This is a genomic window from Streptomyces thermocarboxydovorans, from assembly GCF_039524635.1.
Classification (GTDB): domain Bacteria; phylum Actinomycetota; class Actinomycetes; order Streptomycetales; family Streptomycetaceae; genus Streptomyces; species Streptomyces thermocarboxydovorans.
Map to the genome: position 1 here is coordinate 110,063 of NZ_BAAAGU010000004.1, position 25,655 is coordinate 135,717.

12 protein-coding genes are annotated in these 25,655 nt (G+C 71.1%); 6 read left to right on the forward strand and 6 right to left on the reverse strand.

Translation table 11 applies throughout. The annotated features are described in order from the left end of the window. Positions 1 to 107: 107 nt before the first annotated feature. From ABD198_RS02945 to ABD198_RS02955, 3 genes are all read left to right on the forward strand, one after another. Positions 108 to 821: a helix-turn-helix transcriptional regulator gene (locus tag ABD198_RS02945; protein WP_343997700.1), complete on the forward strand. Its 714-nt coding sequence runs from the start codon at positions 108 to 110 to the stop codon at positions 819 to 821. Beyond that, a complete protein-coding gene (locus ABD198_RS02950) occupies positions 818 to 2,059 on the forward strand; it encodes a winged helix-turn-helix domain-containing protein (protein ID WP_343997702.1) in 1,242 nt (413 codons plus the stop codon). The genes ABD198_RS02945 and ABD198_RS02950 overlap by 4 nt, the downstream gene beginning before the upstream one ends. Positions 2,060 to 2,160: 101 nt before the next feature. Beyond that, positions 2,161 to 3,324 (forward strand): aminotransferase, encoded by a 1,164-nt coding sequence (locus tag ABD198_RS02955; RefSeq protein WP_343997703.1) that lies wholly within the window; start codon positions 2,161 to 2,163, stop codon positions 3,322 to 3,324. Between the two features lie 16 nt (positions 3,325 to 3,340). Here the strand turns inward: ABD198_RS02955 and vioC are convergent, their stop codons facing one another. After that, positions 3,341 to 4,369 (reverse strand): arginine beta-hydroxylase, Fe(II)/alpha-ketoglutarate-dependent, encoded by a 1,029-nt coding sequence (gene vioC, locus ABD198_RS02960; RefSeq protein WP_343997704.1) that lies wholly within the window; start codon positions 4,367 to 4,369, stop codon positions 3,341 to 3,343. Between the two features lie 253 nt (positions 4,370 to 4,622). Here vioC and ABD198_RS02965 point away from each other — a divergent pair, with 253 nt between their 5' ends. After that, positions 4,623 to 5,753: an aminotransferase class I/II-fold pyridoxal phosphate-dependent enzyme gene (locus tag ABD198_RS02965; protein WP_343997705.1), complete on the forward strand. Its 1,131-nt coding sequence runs from the start codon at positions 4,623 to 4,625 to the stop codon at positions 5,751 to 5,753. Between the two features lie 156 nt (positions 5,754 to 5,909). On the opposite strand, the gene ABD198_RS02970 is transcribed toward ABD198_RS02965, so the two are convergent. From ABD198_RS02970 to ABD198_RS02980, 3 genes are read right to left on the reverse strand one after another with little or no spacing between them, the layout of a single operon-like run. Further along, positions 5,910 to 8,207, reverse strand: a complete 2,298-nt coding sequence (locus ABD198_RS02970; RefSeq protein WP_343997706.1) for a M20/M25/M40 family metallo-hydrolase — start codon at positions 8,205 to 8,207, stop codon at positions 5,910 to 5,912. Between the two features lie 38 nt (positions 8,208 to 8,245). Next, positions 8,246 to 10,612 (reverse strand): lantibiotic dehydratase, encoded by a 2,367-nt coding sequence (locus ABD198_RS02975; protein ID WP_343997707.1) that lies wholly within the window; start codon positions 10,610 to 10,612, stop codon positions 8,246 to 8,248. A 32-nt stretch (positions 10,613 to 10,644) separates the two neighbouring features. Further along, a complete protein-coding gene (locus tag ABD198_RS02980; protein ID WP_343997708.1) occupies positions 10,645 to 12,084 on the reverse strand; it encodes an MFS transporter in 1,440 nt (479 codons plus the stop codon). Between the two features lie 394 nt (positions 12,085 to 12,478). Here ABD198_RS02980 and ABD198_RS02985 point away from each other — a divergent pair, with 394 nt between their 5' ends. Both ABD198_RS02985 and ABD198_RS02990 read left to right on the forward strand, forming a co-directional pair. Next, positions 12,479 to 14,401 carry a fatty acyl-AMP ligase gene (locus ABD198_RS02985; RefSeq protein WP_343997709.1) on the forward strand — a complete coding sequence of 641 codons (1,923 nt, stop codon included), beginning with the start codon at positions 12,479 to 12,481 and terminating at the stop codon, positions 14,399 to 14,401. Next, positions 14,401 to 23,466 (forward strand): amino acid adenylation domain-containing protein, encoded by a 9,066-nt coding sequence (locus ABD198_RS02990; protein WP_343997710.1) that lies wholly within the window; start codon positions 14,401 to 14,403, stop codon positions 23,464 to 23,466. Before ABD198_RS02985 ends, ABD198_RS02990 begins: the two co-directional genes overlap by 1 nt. On the opposite strand, the gene ABD198_RS02995 is transcribed toward ABD198_RS02990, so the two are convergent. Beyond that, positions 23,450 to 24,436, reverse strand: coding sequence for a fatty acid desaturase family protein (locus ABD198_RS02995; protein ID WP_343997711.1), 987 nt, complete (start codon positions 24,434 to 24,436; stop codon positions 23,450 to 23,452). The two genes, ABD198_RS02990 and ABD198_RS02995, sit on opposite strands and share 17 nt — an antisense overlap. 368 nt (positions 24,437 to 24,804) lie before the next feature. After that, positions 24,805 to 25,482, reverse strand: coding sequence for a VOC family protein (locus tag ABD198_RS03000; protein ID WP_343997712.1), 678 nt, complete (start codon positions 25,480 to 25,482; stop codon positions 24,805 to 24,807). Between the last annotated feature and the right edge of the window lie 173 nt (positions 25,483 to 25,655).

Sequence of the window (25,655 nt, forward strand, 5' to 3'; positions counted from 1 at the left end):
GCCGATGCGGGAGAAATCGGTTGCGGCGACACAATCGCCCACAGCCAATTGCTCTGCGTCTGAATACCGATGCGCTGTCAAGCAATACGGCTATAAGACGGGGATTCATGATCAGAACCGAGGCAATTGCGGCGTCTCCTATCTATCTGGCCGGGCTCATCCAGGTCCTGCACGGTTCGGGAATCGACGTGACGGCTCGGTCGCCCCAGGCAGACCCTCCAGGTCGCACGGATGTCCTCCTCCTCGACGCCGAGGTTCTGCCCGTCGGCTCTGCGCACCTCATCACCGAACTCGCCGCCCACACACCTGTCCTGGTCGTCAATCACGCTCCGGAGGAGGACTACGAGGCCTACCTCATGGCGGGTGCCTCCGGCGTCGTCCACAAGCGGGGTTCGGTCGCCTGTATCGTGCGGGCCATTCAGGCCGTGGCCGCCGGTTCCCGGCCGGTCCCGTGCCGGCGTGACGACGCCAGGACCCCGTGCGGGTGCACCGGTTATCCGGCCGCGAAGCCGGTGGCCGCTCCCGACGCCAACCTGTCCGACCGTGAGACACAGGTCCTGCGGCAGATCTCCCGTGGCCTGACGCATGGCCAGATCGCGACACGGCTGGGTATCAGCCCGCATACGGTGGACACATACGTCAAGCGCATCCGCGCCAAGCTGGGCGTCGGCAACAAGGCGGAACTCACCCGTGTCGCCCTGCTCGGACAGCAGGTGGCGCCCCTGCCCGTACAGCCCGCCGGCCGGCCGCGCGCCGGTGACGGCGCCAGGCGGCCCGCCCGTTCCCGCGGGCAGCTGGCGCAGCAAGGAGCAGCGCAATGACCCCTCCCAAAGCGGCCCTGACGCTCAGCAAGACGGAGGCCCGCCGGCTCGCTCTGACCCGGCAGCATCTGACCGCCTCCCGCCCGGACCCGACACCGGAGGGCCTGCGTACCGTTCTGCGCTCACTGCGGTACCTCCAGCTCGACCCGGTGAGCGTCGTGGCGCCCAGCCACGAACTGGTCGTCTGGAGCCGTCTGGGGGCCGAGGCCGCGCCTCACCTGTCCACGGCATGGTGGCAGGACCGCTGGCTGTTCGAGTACTGGGCGCACGCGGCGGCCATCGTGCTCACCGAGGACTACCCGCTGCACCGCGCGACGATGGATGCCTACCCGCCGCCCAACCGGTCCTTCACACAGGTCTGGATGGACGCCAACGAGGTGCTGCTGAAGCACATCCTGTCCCGCCTCGCGGAGGGCACCCCGCTGCCCACGGAGGCCTTTGACGACTGTGCGGAAATGGACTGGCCCTCCTCCGGCTGGACCGCGGGCCGCAACGTCGAACGGATGCTGACCTTTCTCTGGCTTCAGGGCCGGGTGATGGTGCAGGCCCGGGAGGGCGGCCTGCGTCTGTGGGGCCTGCCCGACGCCTGCCTGCCCGCCGACACCGACCGGACGCCGATGGCACCCGAGCAGAAGGTCACGGCGGCCACGGAGCACACGCTGCGCGCCCTCGGGGTCGCCCGGCCGCTGGACATCAAGCAGTACTTCCTGCGCGGCCAGTACGACGGTCTGCCCGGAGTGCTGCGCGACCTCACCGAGCAGGGGAAGGTCATTCCCGTCCGAGTCGAGGGCGGCAAACCGTCCGAGACCTGGTACGTGCACGCGGACGCGGAGGCCGAGCTGACGGCGGTCCGCTCCGGCGAGTGGCACGGCCGTACCGCCCTGCTCTCGCCCTTCGACAACCTCGTCAGCGACCGGCGGCTGACCCAGCGGCTGTGGGACTTCGACTTCCGCAACGAGATGTACATCCCCAAGGCGAAGCGGCAGTACGGCTATTACCTGCTGCCGATCGTCCACGACGACCGGCTCGTCGGCCGGATCTCCCCGCGGGTCGAGCGTAAACGGGACACCCTGGTGGTCGAGGGCATCTATCTGGAGCCCGACGTCAAGCCCACGGCCGCGCTGCGCCGGGCGGTCGTCGGACAGCTGGAGGAGCTCGCCGCCTTCCGGGGCGTGCGCGGCATCGAGTACGGAGAGGTGCTCCCGGACGGCTGGCGCGCCGCGCTCCTCTCCTCATGAACGGGCCGGCCTCGTTCGGCACGTCCCCTGAAGAGGGGGATGGTGACCCCGGGCGGGGCCCGGGAAGCTCGGGGCGACCAGCCTTTCGAAGGAGAACCGGCGTGCGACTCACTCCCAGGACCCTGCAGCAGAGCGACTCTCCCATCGGAGCGACGTACGCACTGCTCGACGAGCGTGGGGCGCAGGGGAACGCCGAACTGCTCGATCTCGCCCAGGCGGCGCCCGCCTATCCGCCGGCCCCGTCGGTCGTGGACCATGTCGTGTCCGTCGCCCGGGACGCCCACGGCGCCGACTACGTGGACCTGGAGGGACTGCCGAAGCTGCGGTCCGCCTTCGCCGCCGAGCTGTCCAGGGACTACCGGGGCCGCGTCGACGCGGAGAACGTCGTCGTCACCGCCGGCTGCAACCAGGCCTTCTGCCTGGTGACCTCGGCCCTCACCCAGCCCGGCGACGAGATCGTTCTGCCGTTGCCGTACTACTTCAACCACGACATGTGGCTGCGGTTCGACGGCGTCACCCCGGTATACCTGGATCCCGGGCCCGGCCTCGTGCCGAGCGCCGCCGCGGCCGAGTCCCTGATCACCCCGCGCACCCGGGCGATCGTGCTGGTGACACCCGGCAACCCCACCGGGGTGACGATCCCCCCGCAGGAGATCACCAGGTTCGCGCGACTGGCCGAGCGGCACGGGATCGCCCTGGTCCTCGACGAGACGTACCGCTCGTTCCGCGGCACGGACGAACCCCCGCACCCGTTGTTCTCCGAACCGGGCTGGCAGGAGACGGTCGTCAGCCTGCACAGCTTCTCCAAGGACCTTGCGATCCCCGGCTACCGGGTCGGCGCGGTCGTGGCCTCGCCCGCGCTGAACAAAGAAGTCATGAAGCTGCTCGACTGCGTCGCGATCTGCCCGCCGCGCATCGGCCAGGAGGCCGCCTGGGCCGGACTCACCGGAGCCGACCGGTGGCGCCGGGACCGATCGGCGGAGGTCGTCGCCAAGCGGGAGGCCTTCGCCCGGGCCATGGCGGGGCGTCCCGGCGGGTTCGAGCTGCTGTCCGTCGGCGGCTTCTTCGGCTGGGTGCGCCACCCGTTCACCGACCGGCCGACCGGGGACGTCGTACGCGAACTGCTGCTGAAGCACGACGTTCTGGTCCTCCCGGGCACAGCCTTCCACCCCGAGGACCACGGCACGCTGCGGGTCAGTGTCAGCAACGTGGAGGAAGCCGCCTTGCACGACTTCGCCGGCCGCCTCGCGGCGGCCGGCGGGTGAGCGTGCGCCCTCGGGGTCAGTAGATGACGCGGTCGTCGGCCGCCGGACGCCAGGCCCGGGAACCCCGCAGATTGCGGGTGATGTTGAGCCGCTTCAGCCAGCGGTCCGACCCGTCGTAGCGGGCCCGGAACGACTTGCGGCCGTGCACCGCACGGAAGTTGTCGATGAAGACCAGATCGCCGGGCCGGAGCACGACGTCCTTCATCGCCTTCTCGATCTCCTCGCACAGCCGCTTGAAGGCCAGCCGGCTGCGCTCCGGCCAGGTCGAGGGGTCCATGTGGTACGGGTCGAGCGCCATGTACGGGTCGCTCCGGTCGCCGAAGAGCAGCGGTCGCTTCGGCGGATTCTCGTTCCACTCCTGGATGAGCCGGAAGCTGCGCTCGCGCAGCTTGTCGATGCGTGGGTCGCCGGAGGACTCCCGTCCCGGTGCCGGCTGGTGCGAGTTGTCCGGCATGACGGTGAACTCCGGCTCGAACAGGGCGTCCACGTCGATGTCCGTCCAGTCCATGTCCGGCACGGCCGACACGACCGTCTCCACCGCGTCCGGGTTCTTCAGGCACATCAGCGCCACGTAGTCGCCCCGGCACGGGTGGAAGGCGTCCTCCGTGTGCCAGGAGAGGTGCTGCAGGCTGTTGGAGCCGATTTCGTAGTGCTCATGGCCCTTGATCGGCAGAACGTCGTGCATAATGCGCCCGTCCTGCTGCGTCGCCCACCCGAAGACATCACCGAGAGCACTCGCACAGAGCAGGAAGAAGATCTCCTGCCGGAAGGCCGGCGAGTCGAACTGGCTGTCACGCCAGTGCTCGGGCGTCGGACCGAGTTCGGCCTCGTCCACGTCCAGACCGGAGACCAGACAGAGCGCCGAGGGCTCGCTGAGCCGGAACTCCTCGAGAAACGACAGCAGATGGGAGGGCAGCGCCTTCGCGAGCACCGGGGCACGGCGGATCAGCTCGGGGTTCTCGATCGTGTCGTACGCCGCGGCCAGCTCAGCCAGCATCGGGGTGAGCGCCGCGTTGTCCTCGGGTGTGAGCGCCAGGTGATGCATGGCTTTCGTCCTCCCCCTTCCCGCCGCGGGTGCTCGCCACCTGCGGTCCGACGTGAACGAACCGGAGTCTAGGCGCGGACCGGAATGGCTTGCGGTCCCCGTTAGAGGGGACAGGCGCGAAGGGTTCCGGGGTCCCCATAATTTTCGACAACATGACAGTTTCTGCGGAGCCCAGTCGCACTTTGGTGACGCCCGAACCGGCTCTACAGCACGGCGAGCAGAAGGCATCCGGGGACTTATTGAAGGGCTGAGGATGACCGAAGTTGTCAATCTGACGACAATGGAAGTTGACGCGCTGATGGACGCCGACGGTGGGCTCAATCTCACCGACGGACACGCCCGGCTCGTTCTCACACCACAGCAGTCGGACATTGTCGCCCGTATTCCGGAGATGTTTGTGGAGGCCACCCGGCGGCCGTTCTCCGAAATCGAGCTCGCGGCGCACAAGGCGTTCTTCAGCGCCGTGGGCCAGCACACCGCACCGGTCGGTTCCGGCCGGATCCTCAGCTGCTACTCGTCGACGCTCGCCACGGACATCGTGGCCCGCGCACTGCCGGCGGGAACGACGGTCGCGGTGCTGCATCCGACCTTCGACAACATCGCCGACCTGATGAGGACTCGGGGGCTGCAGCTCGTCCCGTTGTCCGAGGAAGACCTCATGGCCCAGAAGTGGCCGGGCGCCCCGGTCGAGGCGATCGTGGTGACACTGCCCAACAACCCGACCGGGCTCGTCACTCCCGAGGGGCATCTGAGGTCGCTGGCGGAGCACGCCGCGCGCAACGACCAGACGGTCATCATCGACGCCAGCTTCCGCGGTCAGGTCCGCGACGCCCAGTACGACACCTACGCGGTGCTCGACGCCGCGGGGTGCGCCTGGATCACCATCGAGGACACCGGCAAGCTGTGGCCCACGCACGAGCTGAAGATCGGCATGCTCGCGTACAGCGAGCGCACCGATCTGCCGATCGAGTACGCCTTCTCCGAGTCGCTGCTCGCGGCCTCCCCGGTCGTCCTCCAGCTCATCACGGACCTGGCCGGAGACTGGGTCAACGGCGGCTACGAGCGGGCGCGCGAACTGGTCGAGCGCAACCGGGCCGTGGTCGAGGAGACCCTCTCCCCCGTGGGTCTGAAGCTCGCCGACCCGGAATCGCAGATCAGCGTGGCCCGTATCGAACTCCCCCAGGACGGCCCCGACTCGGACGTGCTGCACAAGGAGATGCTGGCGCGCGGCGTCCACGTGCTGCCGTGCGCGCCGTTCCACTGGGCCGACCCGGAGGGCGGGCTGCGCTACATCCGTGTCTCCCTGGCTCGCCCCTTCGAGACGGTGCAGAGTGCCGTGCAGACGATGGCAGAGGCCTACCGCGACCTCACGCCCGCCAGGTGAACGGCGCCGGCGCACAGGCGTCGGCCTGCTCAAGGCGGCACCCCCCCCCGCACGGGGTGGTGCCGCCTTCGTGCTGCCCGGATGATGGCGCCCGGCGGCGCACCGGGGCGGTCCGGCCGGACAAGGAAGCAGCTGTCCGCCGCCGCCTCGTCCCGTTCAGTGCTCGAAGGTCCGCACGACGAAGGTCTGACCCGCGACCGACGGCCATCCCGCCCAGGTCTGGTCGGCCTCCGGCGTCGGAGCACCGACCCCGTCGGGAAGGCCGGCCTCGCTGGTGACCACGCGCAGCGGAAGGGGGCCCTCGCCCCGGGCGCGGACGACGATGTCGAGGCCGTCGGCCGGTGGCGCCGCGTAAGTGAACCCCCAGCCCCATGTGCCCATCGTGTGGTTGCGGCCTCCGGGGAGCTCGGCCCCCTCGGCGGAGCCGCCGAGGACATCGTGGTCGGCGGTGTCGGCGTACACGGCGAGGCTGTGGACGCCGGCAGGCACCTTCACCCGCAGACGCACGGTCCGCACGCCGTCGTCCTCGGTGACCGAGACATCCTCGGCACGCGGCAGGTCCAGCCGGGCGCCCTTCGCCTCCCCGTTGGGCAGCGCGACGCCTGCCAGTGGCGGAACCCGGTCGTCGTAGCGGACGGGCTCGTCGCCGAGAAACCTGCCGACCGTGGGGTCGGAGGCGTCGCCGAGACTGACCCAGCTGGCCTTGCCCGTGTCGGACTCCAGGACGTATCCGAGGCTCACCGCCTCCGGCTCGTCGGGGCTGTATCCGTCCAGGACGGCGCCCACGCCCAGCGTGACCACGCCCGACACCGCGGCGGTCACCATCACGGCGGTGGCCACCCGGCACCGCGGCAACGGTTCCACGACGCAGAGGAGCGTCCCCCCCAGGAACGCCCCGAGGACCAGCGGTACGGCCACGGCCGACAGGCCGAGGGTGGGCAGCAGCAGGAGTGCGACCGGCAGTACCAGTGCCACGGCCGGCGCCGCGGCCACCGCCGCGGCCACCGAACGCCAAGGGGAGCTCCTGCCCGTGAACCGCAGGATTCCAGCGACGGCGGCGAGACCGGTCAGGGCGGGCCAGGTGAAGAGGTAGGCAGCCCCTGGCAGCAGCACGGCACACACCACTGCGAGAAGCGCGAACCAGCAGAGCACGGCCACCGCGACCTCGAGCGGCGACGCCGTGCGGCGGGCCCACCGGTACCACGCGGCGAGCAGCACGGCCAGCAGCAGCGCCTCCCCCACCGCGTACCGACCCAGGTGGTGGATGGCGCCGTTGGCGAGCACGAAGTCCGGACGGAGCCACGCCAGCACCCACCACACGGCCAGGCCCAGCGCCGCCGCGCCGAGCAGCGTCAGCGGGAACGTGGCGGCGGCCCGTGCGGCACCGCGCGTTCCCAGGCCCGCTCGACGGCCGGCCCACAGGAGCAGCACTGCGGCCGTCGCCGCCAGCGCGGCCAGTGGCAGAACCAGCCAGGCCGGGTAGGAGACGACCGTGCCGAACAGCGAGAAGTATGTGGCGTCCGAACCGCTCCGCTCGAGGTCGTCGCCGGCCAGCTGACGGACCGCGCCGAGGACGCTGTCCCCCATGTCCTGCACGGAGCCGGGGTCGAGCCGCTCGATGTCGTCGTGGGCAGTGTGGTAGTGGGCAGCACCCTGCACAAAGGCGAAGTTGAGCCCCCGCATGCCGACCTCGTCGAAGACGGTCAGGTCCGTGTCGTGCGGCAGCAGCCCGTAGACCTCGTCGGCGAGTGACGTGGTGAACGCCCCTGCCTCCCGCACGGCGGGGGTGAGTCCCGTGCCCGCCGTCTGAAACATCACGGCGGGCCCGGAGACGCCCCTCGCCTCCAGGTTGATCACGACGGTGCGCTCGGGGGCGGCGGTCCGCCCCGCGCCCGGTGACGCGTCCACATAGGCCTGCGCGCCGAGCAGTCCGTGCTCCTCGCCGTCGGTGAAGAGAAACTCGACGTTGTTGCGCAGTTGCGGTCCGGCCTTGAGCGCGCGGGCGATCTCGAGGATCGCGGCGACGTTGGCCCCGTTGTCGGCGGCGCCCGGCCCGGTCGGCACCGAGTCGTAGTGGGCGACGAGGAGCACGCGGCCGGTGGACCGCTCGCCGGGCATCGTGGCGTGGACGTCGGAGACGGTGCCGACGCCGGCCGGGGCGTCGTCGGCGGGCCGGACGGCGACCCGGGTCAGCACCTCCGGCTCGAGCCCCAGAGCACGCAACTCGCGTACGAGGTACTTCCGTACGTCCTCCTGCGCGGGTGAACCCGTCGGGTGCGGAACCTTCGCGATGTGGTCGAGTCGGCCGATGGCGCGGGCGGCCGAGAAGTCCTCCTCGGCGGCGGAGGCCGGCCGGGGGTCGGGGGTGAGCAGCGGCAGCGTGGCCGCGGCAGCGGTGAGGAGCAGCAGCAGGAATGCGGCCAGGGCCGGTATCCGTCTCCGCAGAGTGGTCATGGCCTGCACGGTTGTACCTCGCGAGGGGATGAGAGGGATCAGGTCGCCAAGGGGCGGCGGTCCGTGGCGTCGACGGCGACGACGCGCAGCTCGGCCGTGTACCGCTCACCGGCATGGTCACGCAGCCAGAGCCGGTCGGTGCCGGGGAGCATCTCGGAGAGCGTGAACCGGTCGGCACCGCTCTCGGCGGTCCTGCGGACGGACTTGGCCAGCAAATTCACCAGGGCCAGGCTGCGGAAGTCCACGGCCATCGGCTTGCGTTCGACCGGCACCCGGTAGAAGCCGCGCTCGGGCAGGCCGTGCCGGGCCCGCCATGCGCGGGCTGCCGCATACCGCCGCTGCTCGTCCTTGACGAACGCCCAGTCGCAGTCCGCGGCCCGGAAGGTCCAGGCCTCGCGCTCGACGACGAGCCGGTCGATGGTGACGCGGGGGCGGTGGCTCGCACCGCCGAGCGGGCTGAAGGCGTTCGCGGCGAGCAGCGACAGCGGCTCGCCGATCACTTCCGCGAACGGGTACTCCCGGCCGTCGGTGCGGTGGCGCACGCGAAGTCCCTCGTCACCCCCTCGCTCCACCACCAGGTCCGTGACCGGCAGGACGGTCGCGCCCGGAGGCGGGTCGAAGGAATCCGCGCCGATCGACAGGTAGGTGTAGGCCGGCAGCCGCAACTGGGCGGCCCGGGCCATCCGGGACGTGGTCAGGGCGGCGTCCATCCGGGGAATGATGGTCACTCGGCCGTCCATGCCGGAGGCGGCCGCGCTGTCCCTCAGACGGCCGGGATCGGGGTGCTGAGAGGCGAAGAGCTGGCTCTCCAGTGTGTTGATGGCACAGTGCATCTCGCCCAGGACGAAGTCCACATCGCCGCGTTCGGCGGCCTGCGGACTGTCCGCCATGAGCATGATGTCGGGTGAGTTCCAGCGGGCGCAGCTCCACAGCGGTTCCCCGGTTGCGAACTCCCGCGCCGCCCGCTCGGCGAGGTCCGCGGCAGAGACCAGATGGCGGCGGGTGCTCTCGAAGGCGTCCAGGGGCAGTCCGAGGACCCGGCGCCAGCGCTCGCGGAACTCCGCGACCACCTCGTCGACCAGCTCCGAGCGGACGTCGTCGGTGGAGAGCCGGGCGACCTCGGGCAGAAGCGAGGTGAGCATCTGCAGCAACGGCATCGTCTCGGCCCCGCTCCGCTCCAACTCACGGTCCAGGATCTGGCGGGCCCGTGCGAGGTAGCGCGCCCCGATGGTGTTGGCCAGCCAGAGCGCGCTGTCGAGGAGCAGCCCGAGGGGCGCCGCGAGCCGGTCGGTGATTTTACGGCCCACGCTCAGATCGATGTCGCGGACGGTGTCCTCGTAGACCAGTGTCCGGCCGGCGTAGGTGCCGCCCGCGCGGCGGGTGGACGAGGACTTGGTGAGGCGTTCGAACTCGGCAGCGAGGTGCCGGCCGGCGCGCAGCAGCCGGTCCGGGTCTCCGGCCGAGGCGGCCACCTCCGCCCGGGCGGCGAGGAGTGCCTCGAGCGGCTGGGCGGCGCGCTCGCGTACCGCCGGGTCGCCGATCCCGGCGATCCGTTCGGCGAGTTCCCGCTCGGGCTCGGGAACCAGCCCTCCCGTCAGGTCCATGCGGATGACTTCGAGATCGCGAAGGCGCAGCAGGGCGGTCACGGTCTCCAGGTCGAAGGGCGTGCCCGCGATGTCGCCGACGGTGTGCCTGCCGTCGCACCGGCCGAGCACCCGGACCTCCTGTGCGGTCAGGGTGACCGGCTTGCGGAAGGGCAGCTGGACCGTCCAGCCGGTGAGGGAGGCGGAAGGAACGACCCGCGGTGTCAGAAAGGGCAGCACCTCACGGCGGGCGCCGATGGCGCGGGCGAGCGCCTCGATGGCCCAGCCCTCGAAGTAGGTCGTGCGGCGGTTCACCAGCCTGGGACCGGGTATGGCCGTCAGACCGGTCTCGTCCGGGCAGATACGGGCCCAGCCGACCGGGCCGAAGAATCCGACCGTGTCGTTCTTCAGGCAGTAGCGCTGGAGGTAGGTGACGATCGTCAGCTCGTGGTACCGGCCGCGCACATTCCGGGGTTCACCGGCGGCCGCCTTGTCCAGGCAGTTGTGGACGAGTGCGGGGTTCTGCCAGGTGACCGCCTCGCGGAAGACCGGATCGGCGGCGGTGCGGCGGACGGCCGCGCTGAGCCGTTCCGTGGCGGTCTGGAACACCTTCGCGTAGTGCTCGCGGGATGTCTCGTCCCGGTCGTCGAACCGGTCGGCGGCCAGGGCGAGTTCGTCGTCGCACAGCTCGTTGATCCTGTCGGCGGGGAACCCGGCGCTGCGCAGCGCCGCGTCGCCCCAGAGGTCCCAGCCGGAGGCGCCCAGCGGCAGCCGTCGAAAGTACCCGGCACCCGCAGGGCCGGTGGGTTCGGCCCTGCTCATGCGCGATGCCTCTGATTCCCTGTCGCGGCCGGTCATCGGTCGGAGATCGGCTGGCGCGCGGTGCCCACCGTCGTTTCCCGGCCCGTGTCCCCGGTCGCACCCGCGTCCTGGGACGGGCCGGCGTCCGCAGTCCGGGCCGGCTCCTCTTCGGAGGACTGTTCGGCTTCGGGTGACTGTTCGGCGGGCTTCGTCACCTTGTCCGACAGGCCGCGCAGGCCCGGGGTCAGATAGCCCACGACGGCCGTCGCCAGGACCAGCAGCCCGAGCAGCCCGAGCAGCAGGGCCATGCCGCGTCCGGGCCCGGTGCCGATGATGTCGCCGACGCTTCCCGCGAGCGCGCCGTCCTGGGCGAGCAGGGGCTCAAAGATGCGGTCGGAGACCGGCCCGGCGAGGAGGTAGCTGCTGCACAGGACGGTGTTGGTGATCATGTTGAACGTGGCGAACGCGCGCCCCTGCAGATCGGGTTCCACCTCGGTGCCGATGATGCTCCGCGAGGTGCCATCGATGATCATCGAGCAGAACATGAAGCCGAACGCGGCGATCGCCACCAGGGTGACGCTGGGGCGCAGCGATCCGAGGCACAGGAACAGCCCCAGCGGGATCGCGAAGCCCGCGGTCCCGTGGACGCGGCGCCGGGGGCCACCCCAGGAGGCCATGGTGACGCTGCCGAGAACCAGTCCGACACCGCCGACCGTGAGCACCATGCCCAGGGCCGAGACCGACGCAAAGCCGATCACCATCGGTGTGATGAGGATGTCGACGAAGCCGACGCTGAGGTCCAGCGCCGCGTAGAACACGGCGAGGGTGACCAGGGCGCGGTTGCCGGCCAGAACCCGCCAGCCCTGCCGGATCTCGCTGCGCAGCGACCCCTTGCCCTCGCTGCCGGCCTCCGACGCCGGCGGGGTGGGGATGCGCGTCAGGAAGAGCACCACGACGTTGAGGAAGAAGGTGGCGCAGTCGATGAACAGAACCCCGTTGAGTCCGATGGCGAGCATGAGCGCACCGCCGAGCGCCGGCGCCACGGTCTGGCTGATGGCGTTGGCGACCCCCATCAGGCCGTTGGCCCGGCCGATCTGCTCCTTGGGCGCGAGCAGGACGACGATCGAGTTGAGCGCCGGGACCTGCATGGCCCGCAGCAACGACCGGATCACAGTGGTGACGAAAATGTGCCACGGTTCCAGATGACCGGCCGTGAACAACAGGCCCAGGGTCAGGGTGGTGCCGATGCCCACCGCATCACCGACGAGCAGGATCACCCTGCGGTCCCAGCGGTCCACGAGCGCTCCGGCCAGCGGTGAGAACACGATGGCGGGCAGAAACGCGAGCACGAAGGTCAGGGCGAGCTGGGTGGTCGATCCGGTCTCCAGATAGACCCACACGCCGAGCGCGAATCCGGTGAGTGCCGATCCGGTCATCGTCACCAGGCTGCTCGCCCAGATTGCTATGAACTTCCGCATGCGCGACTGCCCCATCCACGGTTTTATGTCGAGTCGGAAATGGGATCACGTCGCTCAGGACGTAATGCCTTTCCCTGTCGGAGGCGTACGGCGCCCAATGGACCGTGCACGTAGACATGTTCAGGGATCGGGCGGCACCGGGTGCATCCCCCCTTTATGGGACGCCCGCCCCCTCCGACAGGCGATTACCTTCCTCGGCATGGTGTGGGCTGCCGCCCATATGCGCGCCTCGTCGGACAGCGGGTGAAATGCCGCACCGTCCGGCGCAGGCGACGAACCAATCGGCCTCAGGTCCCCGGCAGCAGGGCCGGCGCCACGAGCGGTGCGCCCGCAGCGCGGGGGGCTTACCCGGTCTGCCCGAATTCCCCGGTCGGACCGTCGGACATCGCATGCTTGGGAGGGCCCCCTGATGATCGAGCGCGCACACCTTCTGGTCGACATACTCCGCTCCCGGGCCGAGCGGGAGCCGGACGCCACCGCCTATGAGCTCGTCGGCAGGGACGGGCAGACCACAGAGCTGAGTTACGGCTCGCTCGCCGGGCGGGCCTCTGCCCTGGCCGGGCAGCTGACCCGCTGCGGTGACGGACCGGCGTTGCTGCTCTACCCCGCCGGTCTGGAGTACGTGGTCGCGGTGTTCGCCGCATTCCTGGCCGGCCGTCCGGTGATTCCCGCCTATCCGCCGAACCAGTCGTCCCTCCCGGACCGCGCACGACTCGCCGGCATCGTGGAGGACGCCCGGCCCTCGGTCGTCCTGGCCCCCGAGCAGCACGCCGGCATGGGGGAGGCGTCCTTCCTGACCGTCCCCGGCGTGGAGGCCGAGGGCACGAACTGGTTCCGCCCGCCAGGTGCCGCGGACCAGCAGGTCGGAATCATCCAGTACACCTCCGGCAGTACCGGGAACCCTCGCGGGGTCCTGGTCCGCCACGACAGCATCGCGGCGAACACGGCGGCCATCGCGCAGGCGTTCGGTCTGAGCGAATCCTCGCGCGGTATGACCTGGCTGCCGCCGTACCACGACATGGGTCTCATCGGAGGGCTGCTGGCACCGATGTCGGCAGGCATTCCAGTACGGATCATGCCACCGGAGGACTTCCTCAAGGCGCCGCTGTCCTGGCTGCGGCAGATCACGGAGCACGGTGTCACGGTCAGCGGCGGCCCCGACTTCGCGTACCAGCTGTGTGTGCGCCGGGCGCACGATGACGCCTCGCTGGAAGGGCTCGACCTGTCGGGCTGGAGCGTGGCCTTCAGCGGCGGCGAGACGGTCAAGCAGCAGACCATGGAAGCGTTCGCGCGGCGCTTCGCGCCGGCCGGCTTCGACCCCGGGGCGTTCGTGCCCTGCTACGGGCTGGCGGAGGCGACGCTGATCGTCAGCGCGGGCCACTGGGCGGGGCCGACGTCCGACGGCACGGCCAGCTGCGGCGCTCCCGTGGACGGCCAGCGCGTCACCGTGGTGGACCCGGACACGGGCGCGCCCAGGCAGGAGGGACAGGAGGGCGAGATCTGGATCGCCGGACCGCACATCACGCCCGGTTACCACCGCGCCGACTCCACCGGGCTGTTCGGCGAGCTGGACGGCGAGACGTACCTGCGCACCGGTGACCTCGGCTACCTGCGGGCGGGCGAACTGACCGTCACCGGACGGGCCAAGGACGTCATCGTGTTCCGGGGCGCCAACCACCACGCGTCGGACGTCGAGGCGCCCGCCCTGGAACTGCTCGGCCGCAGGGGCGGTACGGCCGCCGCGTTCCTGGTCGACGGCCCTTCCGCGTGCCCGGTCCTGGTCATGGAGGTGCGCGGCGAGCGCACCTCGGAACTCGCCGCACGGGTGCGCGCAGCCGTGCTCGCGGGCACCGGGCTCCCCCTCGGGCTGGTGGTCCTGGTACCGCCCCGTGCCGTACCGCGCACATCGAGCGGCAAGGTGCGGCGCTCGCACTGCCGGGAAAAATTCCTGGCCGGGGCCTACGCCGACGCGATCGTCGACGATCCGGAACGGTTCGGCGAACTGTCCGCCGGGGGACCCTCGTTGTCGGCGGCGACCGACGAGCTGACCACGCTGATCTGCGGGATCGTCGCCGCGGTCCGGGACATCCCGGAGTGCCGGCCGACGGACGGTCTGATCGATCTGGGACTGGACTCGGTCCTGGCCGCCGAGGCGGCGGCGGTCCTGGAGGACGCGCTGCAACTGCCGGTGCCGCTGGGGACGGTGCTCTCGGCGGCGAACCCGCAGGACGTGGCGAACGAGCTGGTGAAGGGATGGCTCGCCGACGGGCGGGCGGAGGACGCGGTACTCGATCGCGTCCTGACGGTGATCAAGGGCGAGGCGGCGGCGTGATGGACCTGACGACTGGACGAAACCTGGTGGCACGCTGGCGTGCAGCGCGCAGCGCGAGCGGCCCCGCCTCGGTCAGCCCCGCCCAGCAGGGCATCTGGCTGTTCGAGGGGCTCCACCCCCACACCCCGGTATTCAACCTGACGTTCGCGGTCCGGCACACGGGCCCACTCGACCAGGAGCGGTTCGACGCCGCGGTCAGTGCTCTGATCGGCCGTCACCCCGCCCTGCGCAGCACCTTTGCGGCGGGCCCCGAAGGCCCCGTCCGCACGGTGCACGCGGAGCCCGCCGGACCGGCCACCGTCTGGACCGACCTGCGCCACGCCCCCGGCGCCGCCGAGGAGTTCGCCGCACGGGCCGCTGCGGAGCCGTTCGACCTGGGCCGGGCGCCCCTGGTCCGTGTGCACGGTATCCGGCTCGCCGACGAGGAGCACCTCCTCGTCCTCGTCGCCCACCACCTGGTGTGCGACGGCGGTTCGCTGCGCGTCCTCTTCGGTGAGCTCGAGCATCTCTACGGCGGCGGTGAGCTGCCGCTGCCCGGGGCGGACGTCCCCGCTGCGGTGTCCGACCCCGGTCATCTCGCCTACTGGAAGGAGCAGCTGACCGGGCTGCCCGTGCTCGACCTGCCCACCGACCGGCCGCGTACGGCGGATCGCGGCTTCGCGGCCGGATCGGTCCCGGTGGACCTGCCCGCCGACCTGGTGGCCGCCGCCGAACAACTCGCGAAAGAGGAGGGCACCACCCTCTTCACGGTCCTCCTCGCCGCCTACCAGCTGCTCCTGGGCCGCCACAGCGGGCAGAGCGACTTCGGCGTGGGCACGGCCGAGGCGGGCCGCTCCCGTCCCGGCCGGCACGCCATCGTCGGGCTGCTCACCAACCCGCTGGTCCTGCGCACCGATCTGTCGGGCCGCCCCACCTTCCGTGAGCTGGTACGCCGTGCCGGACGGACGAGCCTCGACGCCCTCGCCCACCGCGACGCCCCCTTCGAGGACGTCGTCGCCGCGCTGGGGGCCGGCCGCAGCATGGACCGTTCGCCGCTGTTCCGCACCCACTTCGTGTTCCACGGCGAGTTCGGCACGCCCCGACTGGGCGGCACCGCGCTGCGACCGGTACGGCTGCCGCGCCAGGCCACCCAGCACGACGTCGAACTCCACCTGTGGCGCGACGGCGAGCGAGTGTGGGGCAGCTGGGACTACAACGCCGACCTCTTCGACGCGACGACCGCCCGCTGTATGACCGAGCGGCTGCGGGTGCTGCTAACCGAGGCCCTCGCGGACCCCGACCGGCTCGCCGCGCACCTCGACCTGCACACCGCAGAGGACCGCGCGTTCCTCGCCCAGTGGGGCTCAGGTCCCCAACCCGACACAGAACCGGCTCTTCTCACCGATCTGTTCGCCGAGCAGGTCGCCCGCGTACCGGACGCGGTTGCCGTCACCGACTCCCGGCAGCAGCTCACCTACCGCCAACTGGACGAGCGCTCCAACCAGCTCGCCCACCTCCTGCGGGCCGGCGGCACGGGTCCCGAGGACATCGTCGGCATCCAGCTGCGGCGCACCGCCGATCTCGCCGTGGCGATGCTCGGCATCCTCAAGGCCGGTGCCGCCTATCTGCCGCTCGACCCGGCCTACCCGGCCGAACGCATCGCGTTCATGCGCGAGGACAGCGGCGCCCGCACGATCCTCACCGAGCTGGACCACGAGGCCCTCGACCGGCAGCCGGTGACACCGGTCGGCGGAACCGGCACCCGGCCGGACTCGCTCGCGTACGTCCTCTACACCTCGGGTTCGACCGGCAATCCGAAGGCAGTGATGCTCACCCACGCCAGCACCGTCGAGATGGTGCGCTGGGGGCTGCGCGAGTACACCGCTCACCAGCTGTCACGGGTGCTCGCCTCCACATCGGTCTGTTTCGACGTGTCGGTCTTCGAGTTCTTCGGGACGCTCAGCGCGGGTGGCGCGGTCGTCGTCGTGGACGACCCGCTCGCCCTCCTCGCCCCGGACGCGCCCGACGTCACCCTGATCTGCACGGTGCCCTCCGCCGCACGGGAGCTCATCGCCGGCGGTGGTCTGCGCGGCACCCCCAAGGTGATCGGCCTCGGTGGCGAGGCCCTGCCGGGCGCCCTGGTGGAGGATCTGTACGCCACCGGGCACATCGAGGCCGTGTACAACCTCTACGGCCCGAGCGAGGACTCGACCTACTCGACCTGGTCCCGAGTGCCCCGCGGCGAGCGGGACCCGGCGATCGGGCGGCCGCTGCCGCACGAGCACGCCTATGTGCTGGACGCCGAACTGCGCCCGGTGCCGGTGGGTGCCGTGGGCGAGCTGTACCTGAGCGGGGCGGGCCTCGCCCGCGGCTATCTGAACCGCCCCGCCCTGACCGCCTCACGCTTCGTCGCCGATCCGTTCGCCCCCGGCCGGCGCATGTACCGGACCGGCGACCTGGTCCGCTACCGTCCGGACGGTGAGCTGGCCTACCTCGGGCGCGAGGACTTCCAGGTCAAGGTGCGCGGACAGCGCATCGAACTGGGCGAGATCGAGGCGGCCCTGCGTCGGCGCCCGGAGGTGGATGACGCCGTCGCCATGATGCACGGCGACCGGCTCGTCGGATATGTGACGGCCACCGCGCCCGGCGCCGTCGACCATGCGGAGCTGCGCGACCATCTGCGCCGGACCCTGACCGACGCGATGGTGCCCTCCGCCTTCGTGGTGCTCGATGCCATTCCGCGCACCCCCAACGGCAAGGTGGACCGGCGCGCCCTGCCCGCCCCCGTGCAGACGGCCGGCCGGGGCGAGCCGCCCCGCGGCGCGACCGAGGAACTCGTCGCCGAAATCTGGCGCGAGGTGCTCGGCGTCGAGACCGTCGGCCGTGACGACGACTTCTTCGACCTGGGCGGGCACTCCCTGCTCGCCGGGCAGGTCCTCACCCGGCTGCGCGAGCGCGCCGGTGCGGACGCCTCCGTACGCCTGCTGTTCGAGCGTTCGGTCCTCTCCGAGCTGGCGGCGGCGCTGAAGGACGACGGCACACGGCCGGTGCCGGCCACCGCGCCGCGCCTGCCTGGTCCGGACGGCACCGAGACGGCCGCGGTGACCACGGGTCAGCAGCAGCTGTGGTTCTTGTGCCGGATGGATCCCGCCGCCCACCGGGCCTGGCTGATCCAGGGATCGCTGCGAATCACCGGCGCGGTCCGCCCGGACCTCCTGGACCGCGCGATGCGTACGGTCGTACAACGTCATGAGACGCTGCGCACCACCTTCCGCGAGGTGGACGGAGAGCTGCGGCAGCTCATCCACCCCGAGCCGCTCGCCGGCCTCGAACGGGTCTCGCTGAGCACGGAGTCGGAGCTGGCGGACCTCGCCGAAGAGGCGGCGAAGGGGCTCGACCTGAGTGCGGGCCCGCTGCTGCGCGTCCACCTCGCGGAACTGGGCGAGGAGGACCACATCCTGCTCCTCACCGTGCACCACCTCGTCGCCGACGGCTGGTCCCTCGCCGTCCTGGGCGAGGAACTGGGCCGGGCGTATGCGGCGCTGCTGGAAGAACGCGACCCCGGACTCGAGCCGCTGCCCGTCCAGTACGCCGACCACGCCGCTTGGCAGAGGGAAGCGCTGGACAGCGGAGCCCTCACCCCCCACATCGACTACTGGCGTCGGCAGCTGGACGGTGTGGCCCCTCTGGAGCTGCGTACCGACCGGCTGCGCCCGGCCCGCCCGAGCTACCGGGGTGCACTGGCCCGTCACCGGGTCCCCGCCGACATCGCACGGCGACTGCACGCCCACGGGGCGGAGCATGCGGCCAGTCCGTACATGGTGCTGCTCGCGGCATTCATGGTGCTGCTCCACCGGCACAGCGAGCAGACGGACATCGCGGTCGGTTCGCCCGTCGCAGGCCGCAACCACAGCGACTTCGAGCGCCTCGTCGGATTCTTTCTGCACACCGTCGTGCTGCGTGCCGAGGTCCGCGACGACGTGCCCTTCACCGAACTGCTGCGGCAGGTCCGCCGGACAGTGCTCGACGCCCTCGACCACCAGGACGCGCCGTTCGAGGCGATCCTCGAGGAGCTCGACCTGCCCGCCCGGGGCCCGAGCCGCACCCCGCTGTTCGACGTGATGTTCAACTACCTCAGCCAGCCCGGGGCCGGTTTCACCGCGCCGGGCCTGGACGCCGAGCAGATCCCCGCCGAGCGGCTGCCCGCCAAGTACGACCTGGAGCTGTACGTCGAAGACCTGCCCGACGGCACCGTCGACCTGCTGCTCAGCTACAGCCAGGACCTGTTCGACTCCGACACCGCCGAGGCCATGCTCGACCGGTACGTCACACTGCTCGCCCAGGTCGCGGTCGACCCGGGCCGTGCCGTGGGCGAACTGCGCCTCACCGACGGCTCCGGCATCCCCCTCACCCCGTCCGTCGCCCCGGAGGGGGCCACCGTCGCCGACGCGTTCCTGAAGCAGGTGGCGCTCCACCCCGACCGGGTGGCCCTGTGGACCCCCGACGTCGTCCTCAGCTACGCCGAGACCGACCACCGTGCACGCGTGCTCGCCGGCGCCCTGCGCGAGCGGGTGGCGGCCGACCACGGGCGGGTCGGGATCCTCTGCGGGCAAGGGGTCGAAGTACCCGTGGCGATGCTCGGCATCATGGCGAGCGGTCATGCCTACATGCCGCTCGACCCCAACGCGCCCGAGGGCCGCCTGTCGCAGCTGATCGAACTCACCGACGCCGACGCCATCGTCACCGATCCCGCCAACCGTGCGCTGGCCGAGCAGGTCGCGGGCGGCAGGCCGGTGATCGACGTGAACGGCAGCACGGCGCGTCCGCTGGACGCCTGGACCCCGCTCGACCCGGACGGCGTGGCCTACGTCCTGTTCACCTCCGGCTCCACCGGGCAGCCCAAGGCCGTCGTGCAGAGCCACCACAACGTGGCCCGGCACGTGTACGCCTACGCCGAAGTGCTCGGTGTGCGGGAGACCGACCGGCTCACCATGGTCTGCTCCTACACCGCGGACGGCGCCGGCCAGGACCTCTACTCGGCCCTGGTCCACGGGGCCACCGCCTGCCCCATGGACCTGCGCCGGGACGGAGCCGAAGCGGTCCGCGAGACCCTGGCCCGCTCCGGGGCGACCATCTACCACTCCACACCGACCGCGTTCCGGGAACTCGCCACCGCCGTCGGCGCCGCCGACTGGCCCGACACCCTGCACACCGCCGCGTACGGCGGCGAGAAGCTCACCCGCGACGACGTCACTTTTGTGCAGCGGAAGCTTCCCGACTGCCGGATCGTCAACGTCTACGGGCTCACCGAGTGCAGCGTCGCCCTGATGCACGTCATCGAGCCCGGCGAGGCGCTCCCTCGCGCGTCCGTGCCCATCGGCCGCCCCATCCCCGGCGTCGACGTACATCTGCGGGGCGCGGACGGCCGCCCCGCCGAACTCTTCGGCGAAATCATCTGTTCGGGGCCGTCCCTGGCCCTGGGCTATCTCGACCCCGCCCAGACGGCGGCCGTCTTCCACGACGGGCCCGAGGGCCGCAGCTATCACACCGGCGATCTCGCCTGGCTGCTCCCCGACGGCTCCCTGGAACTGGTAGGCCGCCGCGACGGCCAGGTCAAGCTGTGGGGCCACCGTGTCGAGACCGGCGAGGTCGAGGCCCAGCTGCGCGCCCTCCCCGGCGTCACCGACGCCGCGGTCGTGCCCGTCACCGACCCGGCCGGACAGCTCCAGCTCGCCGGCTACTTCACCGGGACCGCCGAACAGGCGGATGTGCGCGCCGAGTTGTACGCCGTCCTGCCGCATTACATGGTGCCCAGGGTGCTCGTCCCGATGGCGAGCCTGCCGTACACCCGTACCGCGAAGATCAGTCGTACCGAGCTGCCCGCACCCGACTGGCACGCGCCCGCCCCCTCCGCGCCGCCCCGCACACCCACCGAGCAGGCCATCGCCGATGTCATCAGCGAGGTCCTGGAGGTCCCCGCGGTGGGCAGGCAGGACAACTTCTTCGACCTGGGAGGCCAGTCCCTCCAGGCGTCGAAGGTGGTGGGCAGGCTGCGCGAAACACTCGGCGTGGAGGTGTCCGTCCGTCAGGTCTTCGAGCTGGGCACGGTCGAGCGCATCGCCGCTGCCCTCACCCCCGGCCGCCCGGGAATCGTGCCGCGCCCGGAGGGAGCCGAGGCGGTGCTCTCCTACGACCAGCGGCGGCTGTGGCTGGAGGACCAGCTCCGCTCCTCCGTCGCCTACAACGTGCACGGAAGGCAGCGACTGATCGGCGATCTCGACGTGGCGGTGCTGGAGCGCAGCATCCGGGCCATCATCGCCCGGCACGAGACCCTGCGTACCACCTTCCCCGTGGTGGACGGCCGCACCGTCCAGTCCGTGGCACCCCCGGACGACGCCTGGCGCATTCCCGTCGAGGACCTCAGCGGCTTCGCCGGCGACCGTCTGGGCGCCGCGCTCAAGCTGGCGGACGAACAGGCCACCACCACCTTTGACCTGGCGGCCGGCCCTCTCTTCCACTGCCTGCTGGTCAAACTCGCCGACGACGAGCACCTGCTGAGCATCACGATCCACCACATCGTCTCGGACGCCTGGTCGATCCGGCTGTTCCTCGCGGAGCTGTCGCGGCTGTACGAGGCGGGCGGCGATGTGGACGCCGCCGGCCTTGCCCCGCTCCCTGTCCAGTACCGGGACTACGCGGCATGGCAGCGCACCTGGCTGACCCCGGAGAAGCTCGAGGCACAGGTCAGCTACTGGCGGCAGCACCTGGAGGGCAGTCCGGCCGCCCTCGACCTGCCGGTCGCCCGACGGCTGTCCCCCGACCAGGGCGCCGAGGGCGGCCGGGTGTGGGCGGAGCTCTCGGCCGAGGAGACGGCCGCCCTGCATGAGCTGTGCCAGGCCCACGGTGTCACCCCGTTCATGCTGCTGCTGACCCTGCTGGCCACGGTGCTGCGGCGCTGGTCGGGCCAGGACGATCTGGTCATCGGGGCGCCGGTCACCACCCGCAACGACGCGGCGACGACGGACCTGATCGGCTTCTTCGTCAACACGCTCCCGCTGCGCGTGGACCTCTCCGGCGACCCGGCCTTCGACACGCTGCTCGGCCGGGTGCGCAAGGTCGCCCTCGACGGGTACGCGCACAACGAGGACACTCCGTTCGACGTGCTCGTCAACGAGCTGAAGGTGCCTCGCGACCCCAACCACACCCCGCTGTTCCAGGTCGTCCTGAACATGGTGGAAAGCACCTCGGAGGACTGGGAGCTGGCGGGCGTCTCCGTACGGAACGTGGAGCCGCCGGCCCTGCCGAGCAAGTTCGACCTCACCCTGACCGCACACATGTCGGACACGGCGGTCAAGTTCGAGCTGGTCCATCACCGGGACCGGTACGACGCCGCGATGATGCGCGCCCTGCTCGAACAGGTGCGGACTCTCCTGGCCGGCGCCGCGGCCGACCCCTCCCGCTGCATCCTCGAGTATCCGCTCCAGGCACCGAAGGACATTCCGGCCGCCCCTGCCCTCCCCACGGCGGAGGTCTCCCGCCCGGAGCCTCCCGCGGCCGAGGGAATCGCGCTGGCGGACAGCTCCGGTTCCTGGACGTACGCGCAGATGTACGCGGCGGCCGAGCGGACCGCGCGCAGCCTCACGGCGCGCGGCGAAGGGGATGTGGCCGTGATCAAGCGGCGTACGGCGGGTTTCGCCGTCGCCGCGCTCGGCTGCACCCTGGCGGGCATTCCCTTCTCGGCCGTGGCGGCCGATCCGGGTCTGGCCCACCACCCGTTCATCACCACGGTTCTCGACCCGGCACCTGCCGAGGACACCCCCGAGACGGCGATCGACGTACGGGCCCTCCTCGCGGAGGTCACCGACGCGTCCGAGGCGGCATGGGAAGGCCCCGTGCCCGTCGTGGACGACTGGACGGTCGGCCGGTACGACTTCGGTCGGCAGGACAGGTTCGCCGTGCTCACCGGTGGGGCCGGCGCCCTGATGTGTGCGCTCAACGCCTCCCGGGCCGCCGGTGCCGCCCTGGTGATGCCTGACGAGGCGGCCACCGGCTCCCCCGCGGCCCTGTCCGGCTGGCTGCGGGACACCCCGGTGACCGTCCTCCACCTGACCGCGCCGCAGCTGCGGGACCTGGCCGCGCACGACGTCCGACTTCCCTTGCTGCGCCAGGTCTTCCTCGACAACGACGGCCGGCTGACCTCCCACGACGTGGAGCTCGCACGTCGCATGGCGCCGTCCTGCCGGGTCACCGCCCTCTACCGCCTGGACGCCACGGGCTGCCCCCTGGCCGCCTTCGACGTGCCGGACGACTGGTCACCGCGGACCGCGCCGCTGCGGGTCCCCCTCGGCACCGGGGTCGGCGGGACCCACGCCGAACTGCTGAACCCGGCGGGACTGTCCGTCGCGCCCGGCGAGATCGGAGAGATCCGCGCCGAGTCCCGACGCACCGGTGATCTGGGTCGCCGGCTCCCCGACGGGACCCTGGAGTTCGCCGGCACAGCGGGTACCCGGACCGACCTGGTGGAGGTGGTCGCGGCGCTGCGGGACCTGCCCGCCGTCCGGGACGCACTGGTCACCGAACTCCCCGGGCCCGACAACCGGGTGAGCCTCGTCGCCTTCGTCGCCGCCGGCGAGGACGAGGTCAGCGTGTCCGAACTGCGCCGGCACCTCACGCTCCGGCTCCCGGAGACCCTGATGCCCCAGCAGCTGCTGACACTCGAACGGCTTCCGCTCACCCCCGACGGCGACTACGACCCGAGCGGTCTGCCCGATCCAGCCGGAGACGACGACGGGGACGTCTATGTCGCCCCTCGTACACCGGTGGAGCGCCAACTGGTCGAGATATTCGAGGAACTGCTCGACGTCAAGGGCGTGGGTGTCCACAACACGTTCTTCGAGCTGAACGGCTTCTCACTGCTCGCGACCCAGCTCGTCTCCAGGATCAGGGAGACGTTCCGGATCGAACTGGCGCTGCGGGAGGTCTTCGAGTCCCCGACGGTCGAGAGCCTGGCCCAGCTGATCGTCCGCGCCCAGGCCGAGCAGGCGGACACCGCCGCACTGGAGGTCCTGCTCAGCGAGCTGGAGTAGTCCCGCGGGCCCGCGCGGTGTCGAGCACGCCCCGGCGGATCCGTATCCGCCGGGCGTACTCGGGGTCCCGCTCCATGAGCATCCGGTGCGTACGGCGCAGGGCGTGATGAGGGATGCCGGGCCACAGGTGGTGGACGGTGTGGTAACCGTCGGCGTGCGGGTGGACGAGCACCCGCTGCAGCAGCCCGACGTTGGAGATGGTGGCCTCGAAGACGGTGTCGCAGTCGGAGTAGATGTGCTCGTCCGCCTCGGCGACGAGCCGCAGCACCGGAAGCGCCAGAAAGGCCGATACGATCCAGACCGCCTCGGCGGCGACCGCTCCGGAGGGCCCCGCGGCCAGTCCCGCGGGTACGGCCACGAGCGTCACGCTCCACAGCAGCATGGCAGCGGTCACGGACAGGTCCGACCTGACCTCACTCAGCCAGCCGATCTGGTACCGCACGACCCGGCTGAGCACGGACGCCGCGAACGCCGCAGCCGACGAGCGGCGCATCCCCTCCAGGTCGAGTTCGGCGTAACGCCGGCGGTCGGGGTCCTCGGCGGTGCCGAACCTTCCGTGGTGGCGCAGATGGCTCTCCCGGTAGGCGGACAGCCGCCCACCGGTCGGCAGGCCGGCGAGCAGAAAGCCCAGCATGTCGTTCCAACGGCGATGACGCCGAGCCCAGTTGTAGTGCGATGCCTCGTGGGTGAGATTCTCCAGCGCCCGCAGCTGTCGGGCCACGACGACACAGCCGGCCAGGGCGAGGGGCAGAGACGTCCACAGGCTCACGGAGACCAGCGCCCATCCGCAGGCCACGGCCGCCGAGACCGCGACCAGCACGTCGAGAGCCGCACAGCACGCCGTGAGCACGGGGCGGGTCCGATGCGCGGCGGCGATCTCGGCCCGCAGCTCCGGCAGCGGCCGGTACCCCTTCCGGTACGGCTTCTCGTCCTCGGGCTGGGCGACAGAGCGTGTCTGGTGCGTCGTCATCGGTCCCCCCCGGCAGCAATGGAGCAAGTCCGGCTGTTGCTGGGGGGAGCGCACGGAAGCATCGCAAAAAACTGTCGACCTACGCGCCGTGAGTACCGAGCATCGGGCACGTTCATTCACCGCAGCGGGAACTCGGCGGAGTTCCGTCGACGCGCTTTCGACGTGTGCCGTCACGGCGACCGATATCGGTCCGTCAGCTCGCCAATTATTGCCTCAGCCGTCCATACGCATTCGCAACAACCATGGCCGCGAATACCCCGCAGCGCTTCCCTGTCGCGAGCGATGCTATAGATCTGTGCCATTCACTTCCTGTCCCCTTTACCGGGGACCGCGATCATCCTTCCGGGATGTCCGCCGGATACGGCCGGCTAGATGCGGCCGGCGGCCGTGCACACACAGACCCGGTTGCCGTCCGGGTCGACCAGAACGGTGTACGACGGTGCGTGGCTGTCGTCGAACACCTTGCCCCCTGCCTTGAGCGCGGCCGCGATGCGGCCCGCTGCCGCCTCCGGTGCCAGCCACAGGTCGATGTGCCAGCGCTGACGGGGAACCTGGTGCGCGTCGGTGGGCTGGAACCACATGCTGGGGACCCGGTTCGTGCGGTCGAAGATCGTGTCGCGCACGAGGGTGCCGTCGGGGTCTCCGGTGAGCAGCGCGGTCCAGAACGGTCCCGAGGCCGTCACTGAGGGCGCGTCGAGGACCAGCTCGATCTGGGTGACCTCGTCGGGAACCGCCCGCAGACCGTGCTCCGCCGCGAGCGCGCTGATGGCGTGTGCCCAGGTCAGCTCCTGCTCCGTCACCTGCCGCCGCCCGGTCTCGGCGTGCACGGTGTACAGGGCCACGTCGACGTACCCGGGCCCCAGCCGGATGTCGGCTATCTCGTACCCGGAAGCGGCCGCCCGGCGTGTCACGGCCGCCACGAACTCCGCACCGCTGACGGCGTCAGCGGTGCGGAACCGGGCCATGAGGGGCTGGGCGAGCTTCCGCCAATCGGTCAGCCCGCTGTCGATGGCCGCGAGCACGTCCTGAACTCCCAGTGCATCCATGCCCGCTCATGATGCCCGATCGAGGCGTGAACGGACGGGGACCGGTCATGGCCGCCGGGCGCAGATCCTGAACTCACCGCCGGAGACTGTGTCTCGGCGACGTACGTTAAGTTCGGACGGCCAAGGATCTCGCTGCGCCAGAGAACACACGTCTCCCCGGTAGGAAAGCCACC

Bases quoted from the DNA above. Each gene is read 5' to 3' on its own strand.
- ABD198_RS02970 (WP_343997706.1), bottom strand. From the start codon at position 8,207: ATGACCACTCTGCGGAGACGGATACCGGCCCTGGCCGCATTCCTGCTG.
- ABD198_RS03000 (WP_343997712.1), bottom strand. From the start codon at position 25,482: ATGGATGCACTGGGAGTTCAGGACGTGCTCGCGGCCATCGACAGCGGG.
- ABD198_RS02995 (WP_343997711.1), bottom strand. From the start codon at position 24,436: ATGACGACGCACCAGACACGCTCTGTCGCCCAGCCCGAGGACGAGAAG.
- ABD198_RS02990 (WP_343997710.1), top strand. From the start codon at position 14,401: ATGGACCTGACGACTGGACGAAACCTGGTGGCACGCTGGCGTGCAGCG.
- ABD198_RS02945 (WP_343997700.1), top strand. From the start codon at position 108: ATGATCAGAACCGAGGCAATTGCGGCGTCTCCTATCTATCTGGCCGGG.
- ABD198_RS02965 (WP_343997705.1), top strand. From the start codon at position 4,623: ATGACCGAAGTTGTCAATCTGACGACAATGGAAGTTGACGCGCTGATG.
- ABD198_RS02985 (WP_343997709.1), top strand. From the start codon at position 12,479: ATGATCGAGCGCGCACACCTTCTGGTCGACATACTCCGCTCCCGGGCC.
- ABD198_RS02980 (WP_343997708.1), bottom strand. From the start codon at position 12,084: ATGGGGCAGTCGCGCATGCGGAAGTTCATAGCAATCTGGGCGAGCAGC.
- ABD198_RS02950 (WP_343997702.1), top strand. From the start codon at position 818: ATGACCCCTCCCAAAGCGGCCCTGACGCTCAGCAAGACGGAGGCCCGC.
- ABD198_RS02975 (WP_343997707.1), bottom strand. From the start codon at position 10,612: ATGAGCAGGGCCGAACCCACCGGCCCTGCGGGTGCCGGGTACTTTCGA.
- vioC (WP_343997704.1), bottom strand. From the start codon at position 4,369: ATGCATCACCTGGCGCTCACACCCGAGGACAACGCGGCGCTCACCCCG.